15 protein-coding genes and 1 pseudogene are annotated in these 10,695 nt (G+C 64.1%); 15 read left to right on the forward strand and 1 reads right to left on the reverse strand.

Annotation, left to right across the window (positions count from 1 at the left end; genetic code table 11):
* The 11 genes from DBR23_RS30470 to DBR23_RS10050 all read left to right on the forward strand — a co-directional run.
* Positions 1-258, forward strand: a 258-nt coding sequence (locus DBR23_RS30470) for a hypothetical protein (RefSeq protein ID WP_233250376.1), incomplete at its 5' end; no start/stop codon positions are given.
* Positions 255-1,265, forward strand: a complete 1,011-nt coding sequence (locus DBR23_RS10010) for a YdaU family protein (protein ID WP_108498140.1) — start codon at positions 255-257, stop codon at positions 1,263-1,265. The genes DBR23_RS30470 and DBR23_RS10010, both read left to right, overlap by 4 nt.
* Entirely contained in the window at positions 1,262-1,723 is a 462-nt protein-coding gene (locus DBR23_RS10015; RefSeq protein ID WP_108498141.1) for a hypothetical protein, read from the forward strand. The genes DBR23_RS10010 and DBR23_RS10015 overlap by 4 nt, the downstream gene beginning before the upstream one ends.
* Positions 1,714-1,845: a hypothetical protein gene (locus DBR23_RS32130; protein WP_255581643.1), complete on the forward strand. Its 132-nt coding sequence runs from the start codon at positions 1,714-1,716 to the stop codon at positions 1,843-1,845. Before DBR23_RS10015 ends, DBR23_RS32130 begins: the two co-directional genes overlap by 10 nt.
* The gene (locus DBR23_RS10020) at positions 1,842-2,105 is read left to right on the forward strand and encodes a hypothetical protein (protein WP_108498142.1); all 264 of its coding nucleotides are present in this window, start codon (positions 1,842-1,844) and stop codon (positions 2,103-2,105) included. Before DBR23_RS32130 ends, DBR23_RS10020 begins: the two co-directional genes overlap by 4 nt.
* Positions 2,102-2,524, forward strand: coding sequence for a hypothetical protein (locus DBR23_RS10025; RefSeq protein WP_108498143.1), 423 nt, complete (start codon positions 2,102-2,104; stop codon positions 2,522-2,524). The genes DBR23_RS10020 and DBR23_RS10025 overlap by 4 nt, the downstream gene beginning before the upstream one ends.
* A 29-nt stretch (positions 2,525-2,553) precedes the next feature.
* Positions 2,554-2,736, forward strand: a complete 183-nt coding sequence (locus DBR23_RS10030; RefSeq protein WP_108498144.1) for a hypothetical protein — start codon at positions 2,554-2,556, stop codon at positions 2,734-2,736.
* The gene (locus DBR23_RS10035; RefSeq protein WP_108498145.1) at positions 2,729-3,190 is read left to right on the forward strand and encodes a DUF1367 family protein; all 462 of its coding nucleotides are present in this window, start codon (positions 2,729-2,731) and stop codon (positions 3,188-3,190) included. Before DBR23_RS10030 ends, DBR23_RS10035 begins: the two co-directional genes overlap by 8 nt.
* A 62-nt stretch (positions 3,191-3,252) precedes the next feature.
* On the forward strand, positions 3,253-3,732 hold the full coding sequence (locus tag DBR23_RS10040; RefSeq protein WP_233250377.1) for a hypothetical protein: 480 nt from the start codon (positions 3,253-3,255) through the stop codon (positions 3,730-3,732).
* 44 nt (positions 3,733-3,776) lie between these two features.
* A complete protein-coding gene (locus tag DBR23_RS10045) occupies positions 3,777-4,172 on the forward strand; it encodes a hypothetical protein (RefSeq protein ID WP_108498146.1) in 396 nt (131 codons plus the stop codon).
* A gap of 76 nt (positions 4,173-4,248) precedes the next feature.
* Positions 4,249-4,806: a hypothetical protein gene (locus DBR23_RS10050; protein WP_108498147.1), complete on the forward strand. Its 558-nt coding sequence runs from the start codon at positions 4,249-4,251 to the stop codon at positions 4,804-4,806.
* Positions 4,807-4,809: 3 nt separating this feature from the next.
* Here DBR23_RS10050 and DBR23_RS10055 read toward each other — a convergent pair whose 3' ends face one another.
* On the reverse strand, positions 4,810-5,133 hold the full coding sequence (locus DBR23_RS10055; protein ID WP_108498148.1) for a hypothetical protein: 324 nt from the start codon (positions 5,131-5,133) through the stop codon (positions 4,810-4,812).
* 88 nt (positions 5,134-5,221) lie between these two features.
* On the opposite strand from DBR23_RS10055, the gene DBR23_RS10060 reads away from it, so the two are divergent.
* The 4 genes and pseudogenes from DBR23_RS10060 to DBR23_RS10075 form a co-directional block, all read left to right on the forward strand.
* Positions 5,222-6,154 (forward strand): terminase small subunit, encoded by a 933-nt coding sequence (locus DBR23_RS10060; protein WP_108498149.1) that lies wholly within the window; start codon positions 5,222-5,224, stop codon positions 6,152-6,154.
* Between the two features lie 5 nt (positions 6,155-6,159).
* On the forward strand, positions 6,160-7,752 hold the full coding sequence (locus DBR23_RS10065) for a terminase (protein ID WP_108498150.1): 1,593 nt from the start codon (positions 6,160-6,162) through the stop codon (positions 7,750-7,752).
* An 8-nt stretch (positions 7,753-7,760) separates the two neighbouring features.
* Positions 7,761-10,043 carry a hypothetical protein gene (locus DBR23_RS10070; RefSeq protein WP_108498151.1) on the forward strand — a complete coding sequence of 761 codons (2,283 nt, stop codon included), beginning with the start codon at positions 7,761-7,763 and terminating at the stop codon, positions 10,041-10,043.
* Positions 10,044-10,320: 277 nt separating this feature from the next.
* Positions 10,321-10,695 (forward strand): annotated as a pseudogene (locus DBR23_RS10075) (hypothetical protein); the annotation flags it as partial.

Genomic DNA, 10,695 nt, shown 5'->3' on the forward strand with positions numbered 1-10,695 from the left:
TCTGAGAACAAGAAGCACAGCTTCCACGTTCTAAACAATAGGCAGGCAATCCTGTTGCCAGGACCGACGAACCCGAATTCAAAGCCCATTGAGGGCGTTGATGAAGGCGGCAATGTTGTCGTGCGCTTTGGCTCTGCTGAGGAAGCGCGATCGCGCGGATACCAGCCAGCATCAATTGCCCACGCGATCACTGGCATTCGTCAACAGAAGCACAAGGGACTGCACTGGCGATATGCGAGGGGGTTGGTGTCCGCATGAACTACTACCCCTTCCACATCGGTGACTACCTCAGTGCCACCCGGCATCTGACGTGGACCGAGGATGCTGCGTATCGGCGCCTGCTCGATACCTACTACACCACCGAAAAGCCGCTGCCCACTGAACTGCGCGCGGTGTGCCGCCTGGTGCTGGCAACCACTGATGAACAGCGCGAGGCCGTTGAGGTTGTGCTGAACGAGTTTTTCGAGTTGACCAGCGCCGGATGGATCAACGTGCGGGCCGATGCGGAGATTGACTCCATGCGGGTCAAGCAGTCGGCGCAAGAGGACAAGGACCGCCACGAAACAGAGCGCATGCGCCGCTACCGAGAGCGCCGAGCACAAATGTTTGCCGCGTTGCGCGCGGTGGAGGTGGTGCCCGCATGGGATGTACCCATGAAGGAGCTGCAACGGCTGTTCGAGCAGCACTGCAACACACCTGCAACGCCAGCAAATCCACCAGAAACGCCGCCTGCAACGGACCTGCAACGCGAACAGGTCGTTTCTAGTGACGAACCTGCAACGGCTATCTCTACCAACACCAACACCAACACCAATAAAGAAGAAGAGAGAGCGCCACGCAAGCGTGCCGCCACCCCATCGCAGCCGGACATTGCCAAACCTGACGACGTTGAGCCGCAGACCTGGGCCGACTTCCTGAAGCTGCGTAAGGCCAAGCGGGCCCCGGTGACCCAGACGGTGGTGGACGAAGCCAAACGCGAATGCGCCAAGGCCGGGATGACCCTGGAGGGCTTTCTACGCGTCTGGTGCCGCCGTGGCTCGCAGGGGCTGGAGGCGGCATGGCTCAAGCCCGACGAGCGTGCACAAGGCCAGGCGGCAGTGGAAACGCCCTACCAGCGCTCGATGCGCGAGCGAATGCAGGAGGCCGCGCCAGAGATCGCGCGCCGTGCCCCAACCGCCCCGCAGCAGGACGCAGCGGACTTTTTCAGAACCGTCGATGCCCAGTCTCGGGTGGTCGATGTGAAAGCAATCGAGGTGACCACATGAGCTTGCCATCGGCATGGACCGACAAGATTTTCGCCAAGCTGAGTCTGGCCTATGGCCGGGACTTCATCGGGCGCTGGGAGGGCATCGACCTGGGCGATGTGAAAACCGACTGGAGCCACGAGCTTTCCGGTTTTGACGCGCATCCCGAGGCTATCGCCTACGCCCTGGCGAACCTGCCACAGAAGCCGCCAACGGTCATCGAGTTCCGAGCCATCGCTCGCCGGGCGCCGCTGCCGGAGGCCCCCCGCCTGGAGGCGCCCAAGGCCGACCCCGCGAAGGTGGCCGCAGAGATCGCAAAGCAGACCGACCTGAAATCGGCCTTTGCGCCGAAGCACAACCCGAAGGAATGGGCGCAGCGGATTGTTGATCGTGCAGCTGCCGGTGATCGGATTCGCCCCATCACGCTGCGCTTTGCGCGTGAGGCGCTGGGACTGGAAGGTCACATGTCATGGCAATGACCCGTGCCGAAGCAAACCGCCTGCTGGACCTGGTACGCGCCGGCCATCCTGTAGCGAAGTCGCGCATCCGCCTGGCCCTGTGGGTGACTGGCGACCTGACCTTGGAGTCCGCCGGTGCATGACCTGCCACTGCTGCAACGAGGGCCGCGAGGCGCCGCAGTTCCACCGCTTCTTTGCCGATGGCTGCCTGCACTGCGCCGCCCGGCGCATCCAGTTCATCCAGCGCACTTTGCGGCTGGGCCCTACGGAAACGCGCGAGCGCTGCCGCACCGCACTGGCGCAGGCCGTGGCCTTGGGCCTACCAGAGCCGGAAATCCGGCGCATGGCGAAGCTGGCCGCGTGGCAGCTGGCACCGAACCAGACGGAAGGAACACCCGCATGAGCACTATCCTGGGCATGGACCCTGGCGCCAATACCGGCGTGGCCACCTTCATCGGGGGCAAGCTGGCGACCCTGCAAACCATCGCCCCCCATGAGATTGAGCGCGTACTGCGCGAGGTGAAGCCCGCCCGCGTGGTGTTCGAGGACTCGCGCCTGCAGTCCCACACCTGGACGCGGGGCAAGAGCGGGGCGGCCAGCGCAAAGATGGCCCGCAACGTGGGACAGGTCGATGCTTGGTGCTTCCTCATCACCGCTGTCTGTGGTGAGCTGGGCATTGCAGCCCACGGAGTGAGCCCGGCAGGGAAGGGGGCCAAGGTCAACGCCGAGGCCTTCGCCGCCATCACCGGCTGGGAAGGCAGCAGCAATGAGCACACACGCGACGCCGCGATGGTGGCGTGGCCGTACCGGAGCGCGCGATGACCCTGCATTGCGCATTCTGCAATCGCCCCATGGCTCAGGCCGCCGTGATGATCGGCGCCCTACCCATCGGCCCCACCTGCGCACGCAAGGCGGGATTGCTGGAGCTGGCGCGCAAGAAGTCGGGCGTGCTGCGCCTGGCAAAGCCGAGCGCTGGCCCGCGCCGCCCCGACCCGCAGACTCTGGATCTGTTCGCGGAGGTGGAGCATGCCTGAGCTGATCGTGTACCGCGACGAGCAGGGGAAGCTGCAAGGCCACGGCGCGAAAGGCCGCCGCGCCTGGGACAAGTTCCGCCGCGTGGTGTCAGGGCTGGAGCCCGGCGAAACCATGGGGTTCAGCTACCGCTTGCCGCGCAGCCCCCAGCACCACCGTTTCTTCTTCGCCCGGCTGGGCGAATTGTTTGAGCGCCAGGAGCGGTTTGACGACGAGGACCGCCTGCTGGAGTGGCTGAAAGTGGGAGCTGGGTTTGTGGACCTGATGCCCGGCCGCGACGGGGTGCTTGTCGCCATCCCGCGCTCCATCGCCTGGGTGGCGCTGGACGAGCAGGGATTCATCGAGGTGCACCGTGCCATCCGCGACTTCCTCATGACGCCACACGCTCAGGGGTTTCTCTGGCCGCACCTCGCGCCACACGCGCGCATGCAGATGCTGGAGGGGTTCACGCCGTGAAGCGATCCGCCCCACTCAGGCGCACGGTATTCAAATCCCGCTCCCTTGGCCCATCGGCCAACATGTGCCGCGACCAGCGCCTTGAAGAACGCGCAGCGCGCGCGCTGGCATCAGTCACACCCCGTGCATCAGTGATCGCCTGCGCCACTGCCTACGCCGCGCCCATCGCCAAGGAGTGCGCAGCGACCAGCGAAGCCTACCGCCGCGCTGTGGCCAATCTGCCATGCGCAGCCTGCGGGATCTACGGCTACAGCCAGCACGCCCACGGCAACGAGGGCAAGGGCATGGGACTCAAGACCGATGACCGCACCGGCGTGCCGCTGTGCTGCGCCCGCCCCGGCGAGGAAGGCTGTCACATCAAGTTCGACCAGTACCGCCTGCTGCCCGGCGGCCGGGATGCCCACCGCGAGGCTATGCGGACATGGGGCGCGCAGACGAGAGCCATGGTGCACAGCCTGGGCCTGTGGCCCAAGAACCTGCCGCTATGGCCGGGCGACAAGTCCGATCGCACCCCCGAAATTTCTAAGCAAATCGGCAGCTAGCGTCCGCAAATACTGCGCAGCAAGCTATCAATACAGGAGTGAATATGCCACGCAATCCACAGAACCCGCGTCTGAGCAATGGGGAGCGCATCCGCGAAGTGTGCGAAATCACGGAGCGCTTGGGCAAGGCTACATCGCCCATGGTCCGTGCGCGAATGGATGGCCCGCAGACCACCAGCAACGCCGCGAAATACTGCAGCCGTGCCGCCTACCAGGGGCTGCTGATCGCTGACCGCACGGTGCACCCCGTTCTTTATCAAGCTGCTCCCGACTGGCGCGACCGGTTTGCAGCGCGAAACGTAAAGCCAGAGCCCATTGAGGATGACGACGAGGTGCTGCTGAAACCCCGCTACACCGGCGAAGAGGTGCTGGCCATGGCCCGCTGCAACCGCGTGCCCAGCAGCGTGTGGGCGCTGGGATCGCGCGCAATGGGCGCGTAGAAAAAAGAAAGCCCGCACATGGCGGGCCTCCCGATCTTTCGACCTGAGCAACCGGATGATACAGCGGAGAGCCACCATGACCCAACAGCAATCACACCTGAGCCCTGGCGCGCTACTTGCGAACGAGGAACCCACGAAGCGTGACCGCTTTGCGAATGGTCACTTGATCTGGGACACGATCATTGAGTTGCGCAACTCGGAGCGCCGCATCAACCGCCGCGCCCTGGCCGACCTGACGGGGTTGAAGCCCGGCATCGTGGACGACCATGTGGAGCGCTTCATCGAAAAGGACCAGCTGCGCCGCGCAGGCAATGGCGAGCTGGAGGTGATCGAGCAATTCCCAGCCACGCGCCCATTCAGCAAAACGGTGCTCCCCGATGGCCTGGTGCGACTGGAGATCGGCAGCGACATGCTGGAGCTGACACCGGGGGAGGCGCGCGTGATCGCCCGCGAGTTCGCCGGACACCTGCAGGAGCTGGCCCAGACCGACGCCGCAAACCGTGCCGTGGTGCTGTGCCACGAGCTGGCCCGCGAGTTGAAGGACGCGCGCAGCCAGATCAAGGCGTTACGCGCCCTGATTCCAACCCCCGCAAGCAGGGAAACGCCCCAGCTGAACCTGCTGGAGCACCAGTAGACGCTAGGCGTTGTTTTCCCAGAGGCGGTTGTTGTGCCGGTGTGCTGCGTCACGGTAGGCCTCGTGCACCTGGTCCTTGTAGAACAGGACGACCGCCCAGAGCCAGAGCACAGAGGACAGACCCACTAACGCCAGCGCAAACCAATAGGCGCCTGGCATCAGTTCAATAGGGCTCTGCAGCTGCGGCCGGGCCCTCGTGATGATCTCGACCAGCTTCATGATCGCAGCGGCCATTACCACCAGCAATGTGGCGCACACCCCCACGATGGCCCCACGCCACTTGCCGAACTTCGCGGCAAGACGATCCGAATCAAGCAACTCAATCATGTGACACCCCTGTTATCTGATCGAGATTTTATCGACGCCCCCCACTCTGGTTAGACGCCATTGCACTGGCTGGGAATCATCCCGGCCCATGGCACCCAAACCAGCGCCAAAGAAGGCGCCACCCGCAAAGACACCCCAGGCAAAGAAGACCGCTGCACCTAAGAAGGCAGCGGGCGCAGCCGTTCGTGCTCCGAAAAAGATAGCTGTCAGCGCAAGTAAGGCAAAGGCCAAGCCGGTAAAGCGCCAGAAACCTGCGGCGCCAACCAAGGCAGCCGCAACGCTCAGTCCAGCGCCTGCTGCACTGGAGCCGCGCCAGGAGTGCTTTGTCCGTGAGTACCTGATTGACCTCAACGCCACCCAGGCTGCCATTCGTGCCGGGTACAGCGAAAAGACGGCGCGCTACATCGGGCACGAGAACCTAACAAAACCCCACATCCAGGCCGCAATAGCCAAAGCACAGCAGGAGCGGGCAGAGCGCACTGGCATCACTGCAGACAGAGCTTTGCGCGAGGCTTGGAACGTGGCCATCGCAGACGCCCGCGAGCTGGTGCAGGTGAAAGTGGGCTGCTGCCGCTACTGCTATGGCGAGGGCAACCGATACCAGCGCACCGTGGGCGAAATGAACCGCGACCGCGAGGCCTGGGCCGAGAAGAAGGACAACGCCCCCGCCGACTTCGACGAAAAGGGCGGCATTGGCTACGACCCCTTGCGCATGCCCTTCGCTGCCTGCCCTGAGTGCGGTGGCGATGGCCAGCCGCGCGTGGTGTTGGGCGACACGCGCAACTTGAGCCCTGCAGCTGTGTCCCTGTATGCGGGCGCAAAGCAGACCAAGGATGGCATCGAGATCAAGATGCAGGACAAGGGCGCGGCCCTCGAAAAGGTTTTCAAGCATCTGGGCCTCTACCAGAAGGACAACGAGCAGAAGATTGACCCGCTCACCGCCCTGCTGCAGACCATCACGGGCGGCACGAACAGCACGTTCAAGCCCGTGGCGCATGACCCAGAGCACGACGAGGACTGACCCCCATGTCCGACGCCGTGCCCATCATCGTCCACAACGAGCCGCTGGTTCCCCTTCCAGCGGACGAGGCCGACCTTGCGCTCAAGCTGGCCGATCCTGAGTGGCGCCTGTTCTCCGGCTGCCTCTACAAGATCATGGTCAAGGGCGATGACGAGGCCGAAGAGGCGATGGTCATGCCGTTCAAGCCCAACCGGGCGCAGCGGCGATTCATCAAGCGCCTGTGGCACCGCAACCTGATTCTCAAGGCCCGGCAGCTGGGTTTCACCACCCTGATTGCCATCCTGTGGCTGGACCATGCCCTGTTCAACGCCGACCAGCGCTGCGGGATCATCGCCCAGGACCGTGACGCGGCCAAGGTGATCTTCCGCGACAAGGTGAAGTTCGCCTACAACAACCTGCCCGAGCAGCTGCGCGAGCGCTTCCCGCTGGAGGCCGACAACGCCGACGAACTGCTTTTCGCGCACAACAACAGCAGCATTCGCGTGGCCACGTCCATGCGCTCCGGGACCATCCACCGGCTGCATGTGTCCGAGTTCGGCAAGATTTGCGCGAAGTACCCGGACAAGGCCAAGGAGGTTGTGACCGGATCTATCCCTGCGGTGCCCACGAATGGTGTCCTGGTGATCGAGTCCACCGCCGAGGGCCGCGAAGGCGAGTTCTTCCGCATGGTGGAGCAGGCGCAGAAGCTGCTGGCCAGCAAGCTGCCGCTCACGCCCAAGGATTACCGGTTTCACTTCTATGCCTGGTGGCAGGAGCCCAAGTACCGCCTCGACAGCCGCACGGTGGCCGTCACCCTGGAAGAGCATGAATACTTCGACGGCATCGAGGTGGCCATGGACTGCCGCATCGACCCCGACCAGCGCGCCTGGTACGTGGCGACCAAGCAGGCCGACTTTTCGGGCGCTGAAGAGCGCATGTGGCAGGAATACCCGTCCACCCCGGACGAGGCTTTCCAAATGTCCACCGAGGGCAACTACTACGCCAAGGACATGGTGGCCCTACGCAAGCGTGGCGGGATCTGCGATGTGCTGGTGCTGGACGCTCCTGTCTACACGTTCTGGGACGTGGGGCGCAGCGATGGGTGTGCGGTCTGGTTCTGGCAGGAGCTGCGGGGCGAGGACCGATTCATCGACTACCTGGAAGCCCACAACGAGGACTTGCGCTACTACGTGGCCGAACTCCGCAAGCTGGGCTACCTGTTCGGCGGCCACTACCTGCCGCACGACGCCAACCACAAGCGCCTGAGCGACTACAACAAGTCAATCAAGGAGCAGCTGCAGGACCTGATGCCAGGCGAGAAGTTCCACATCGTGCCCCTGGTAACGCAGCTCATTACGGGCATCCAGGCCACGCGCAAGCACCTCAAGACCGCCTATTTCGACAAGACGCGTTGCAAGAAGGGCATTGCACGCATCGAGGGCTACCGCAAGCGCTTCAACCGCGCAGACAACCGTTTCACCGACGAGCCCGACAAGTCGAACGGCTGCAGCGAAGGTGCCGACGCCCTGCGCCAGTGGGCACAGCAGAAAGAGCTGGGCTCCATCGGTGCCAAAACCCACAAGTACGAACCACCACCACCGCCTGACTGGCGCCTGTGAGGCCTCCCATGATGACCAACGACTACAACGCCGCCGATAACGAATCCACCGGTCCCATGGAGCTGGAGGAATACACCTGCATCCTGCGCGAGATCGAGGAACAGCCGCGATTTCGGGCGAACGCCGACAAGGAAATGGACTATGTGGATGGCAACCAGCTGGACAGCGACTTGCTGCGCCGCCAGCAGGCCATCGGCATCCCGCCCGCCATTGAGGATCTGATGGGCCCGGCCATCCGGGCGCTGACCGGCTACGAAGAAGCCACGCGCACCGACTGGCAGGTTACGCCCGACTCAGGGCCGAGCGGGCAGGATGTGGCCGATGCCCTTGGCTATCAGCTCAACCAGGCGGAGAAGCAATCCAAGGCGGACGCCGCCTGTGGTGCTGCCTTCCGGCCAATGGCAGCCGTTGGCGTGGGCTTTGTGGAGGTGAGCAAGGAGTCCGACCCATTTCTCTACCCCTACCGCTGCACTGCCGTGCACCGCAATGAATGCCACTGGGACATGGCAGGCGGCGAGGCAGACCCCCTGCTGGACAAGGCCCGGTGGTTCAAGCGCTCACGCTGGCTGCGCCCCGAGCGAATCATGGCGGCCTTCCCAAAGCACAAAGACCTGATCCGTGCTTGCGGGCGCAGTGGCTCTCAGTGGTGGGGCGACCAGAACAGCCTGGCTGCGCTGGATGGCGGTGCATCGACTGGCCTCACCAACGCCTGGGCCGAGGCGCGCAGCTGGTCGATTGAGGAGTCCCGCTGGTACGACCCCACGCGCAAGGAGTTGTGCCTGTCCGAGTTGTGGTACCGCCGCTGGGAGCAGGTGGCAGTGCTCACCAGCCCGGACGGCCGCGTGGTGGAGTTCGACGAGAACAACCAAGCACACCTCTACGCGGTGACCACCGGCGTATCGAAAGTGACCATTGCCACCGTGGCGCGGGTGCGCATGTCCTACTGGCTGGGACCGCACCGGCTGCACGATGGCCCGAGCCCGTACACGCACCGCTATTTCCCCTACGTTCCATTCATCGCCTTCCGCGAGGATCGTACCGGCGTGCCCTACGGCTATGCGCGCTCCATGATCTACCAGCAGGACAGCGTGAACAGCGGCACCGGCAAGCTGCGCTGGGGCATGAGCGTGGTGCGGACCGAGCGCACCAAGGGCGCCGTGGCCATGACCGATGCCCAGTTCCGCCAGCAGATCGCTCGTCCTGACGCGGACATCATCCTCGATGCAGAGCACATGCAGCACCCTGGCGCCACGTTCAAGGTGCACCGCGATTTCCAGCTCACCGACCAGCAATTCCAGCTGCTGCAGGATGCGCGCCTTGCCATCGAGCGTGTGAGCGTCATCACCAGTGGGTTCCAGGGCCGAAGCGGTACCGCCACCAGCGGTGTGCAGGAGGCGACCCAGGTGGAGCAGACGAATCAATCGCTGGGCACGCTGATGGGAAATTACCGCCAGTCGCGCACTCGTGTTGGCGAGCTGCTGGCTTCACTGATCGTGGCCGACTGGGGCAGCAAGCAGCAAACCATCACCATCGAGGGCCAGGACGGGGTGACAGCAGACCGTGTGATCGTGCTCAACAAGCCAGAGGTGGACCCGGATACCGGCATGGCCTACCTCTCCAACGACCTGATGCGGACCATGCTCAAGGTGGGGCTGTCCGATGTTCCGAGCAGCACCACCTATCGCGCTGGCCAGCTGCGCACCCTGGGGGAAACCACCAAGAGCCTGCCACCCGAGTACCAGGCTGCCGTGCTGCCCTTCATGGTGGCTCTCATGGACGTGCCGTTCAAACGCGACGTGGTGCGTGCCATCCGCGCGGTGTCGGCGCAGGAAACCCCCGAGGCCATCGAGAAGCGCATCAAGGAGGAAATCCAGAAGGCCCTGGTGGCGGCAGGCCACGACCTCAAGGTGCGCGAGCTTGACATGAAAGAGCGCAAGACCGACGCCGAGATCCAGCAGATCATGGCCCAGGCCGTACAGATCGGCGTACAGGCGGCGTTCAGCGCGATGCAGGGCGGGGCGCAGGTGGCACAGATGCCGCAGATTGCGCCCATCGCGGACGCCATCATGCAGAGCGCCGGGTACAAGAAACCTTCACCCGGCGGCGATGATCCGAACTACCCGATCGGCCCGGCACCGATACCAGTGCAGCCAGGACCGGAACCGCTGCCGCCTGGCGTGCAGCAGAACACCAGCCCGACATTCCCGCCCGTTCCCCAGGCGCCAGAGCAGGGAATGCAGGGCATTGAGACACCGACCACCACGGACAACATCGAAGGAGTCGCAGCGTAGCGGGGCAGGGCGCGCAGCACCAAAAGAAGCCACCCACCGAGGTGGCTTTTTCACGCCCGGCGCGTGTATCCCCCCACTCTGGTTTGGCCCCGGCGGCACACCCGGGCACAGTGTGATCTCAAGCAAGGGCGTAAGTCCAAGCGAAGCAGCCCACTCGTGATGAGTCGGCCAATTCCCGTAGCTGGAGAGCGGCATGGGATCAGGGTTTCGGCCCTGGTCCCGCGTCACTCGAATGCTCTGAACCCATGCGGCCACGGCGATATGTGGTGGGACAGACATGAGCACAACTCAACAAGAGTTTCTCCAAGCGCACGCGCAAAACGGCGTGATGACCCCAGAACAGGCGGCCCAGTTCCTCGAACTGGTAGAGGGCGATACCGGCACCACGTTGCCGGATGCAGGTGGCGAGCCCGGCGCCACACCCGCTGATGCAGGGACCACCACCACACCGGACGCCGAGCGTCAACCTTCAACGAACGATGGCGAATCGACGCCAGCAGCGAGCAACGAACCGGACCCGGCCAACGCCGTGATCCTGGCCAAGGATGGCAAACACACCATCCCGTACTCCAAGCTGGAAGAAGCTCGCCGCAACGAGCAGACAGCTCGCGCAGCCGCTCAGGCCGCGCAGGACGAACTGGCCGCCTTGCGC

This window comes from Acidovorax sp. HMWF018 (assembly GCF_003061035.1).
In the GTDB taxonomy this organism is placed as follows: domain Bacteria; phylum Pseudomonadota; class Gammaproteobacteria; order Burkholderiales; family Burkholderiaceae_C; genus Acidovorax; species Acidovorax delafieldii.

Excerpts from the sequence above, each read along its gene's own strand:
- DBR23_RS10010 (WP_108498140.1), top strand. The coding sequence starts at position 255 with ATGAACTACTACCCCTTCCACATCGGTGACTACCTCAGTGCCACCCGG.
- DBR23_RS10015 (WP_108498141.1), top strand. The coding sequence starts at position 1,262 with ATGAGCTTGCCATCGGCATGGACCGACAAGATTTTCGCCAAGCTGAGT.
- DBR23_RS32130 (WP_255581643.1), top strand. The coding sequence starts at position 1,714 with ATGGCAATGACCCGTGCCGAAGCAAACCGCCTGCTGGACCTGGTACGC.
- DBR23_RS10020 (WP_108498142.1), top strand. The coding sequence starts at position 1,842 with ATGACCTGCCACTGCTGCAACGAGGGCCGCGAGGCGCCGCAGTTCCAC.
- DBR23_RS10025 (WP_108498143.1), top strand. The coding sequence starts at position 2,102 with ATGAGCACTATCCTGGGCATGGACCCTGGCGCCAATACCGGCGTGGCC.
- DBR23_RS10030 (WP_108498144.1), top strand. The coding sequence starts at position 2,554 with ATGGCTCAGGCCGCCGTGATGATCGGCGCCCTACCCATCGGCCCCACC.
- DBR23_RS10035 (WP_108498145.1), top strand. The coding sequence starts at position 2,729 with ATGCCTGAGCTGATCGTGTACCGCGACGAGCAGGGGAAGCTGCAAGGC.
- DBR23_RS10040 (WP_233250377.1), top strand. The coding sequence starts at position 3,253 with ATGTGCCGCGACCAGCGCCTTGAAGAACGCGCAGCGCGCGCGCTGGCA.
- DBR23_RS10045 (WP_108498146.1), top strand. The coding sequence starts at position 3,777 with ATGCCACGCAATCCACAGAACCCGCGTCTGAGCAATGGGGAGCGCATC.
- DBR23_RS10050 (WP_108498147.1), top strand. The coding sequence starts at position 4,249 with ATGACCCAACAGCAATCACACCTGAGCCCTGGCGCGCTACTTGCGAAC.
- DBR23_RS10055 (WP_108498148.1), bottom strand. The coding sequence starts at position 5,133 with ATGATTGAGTTGCTTGATTCGGATCGTCTTGCCGCGAAGTTCGGCAAG.
- DBR23_RS10060 (WP_108498149.1), top strand. The coding sequence starts at position 5,222 with ATGGCACCCAAACCAGCGCCAAAGAAGGCGCCACCCGCAAAGACACCC.
- DBR23_RS10065 (WP_108498150.1), top strand. The coding sequence starts at position 6,160 with ATGTCCGACGCCGTGCCCATCATCGTCCACAACGAGCCGCTGGTTCCC.
- DBR23_RS10070 (WP_108498151.1), top strand. The coding sequence starts at position 7,761 with ATGATGACCAACGACTACAACGCCGCCGATAACGAATCCACCGGTCCC.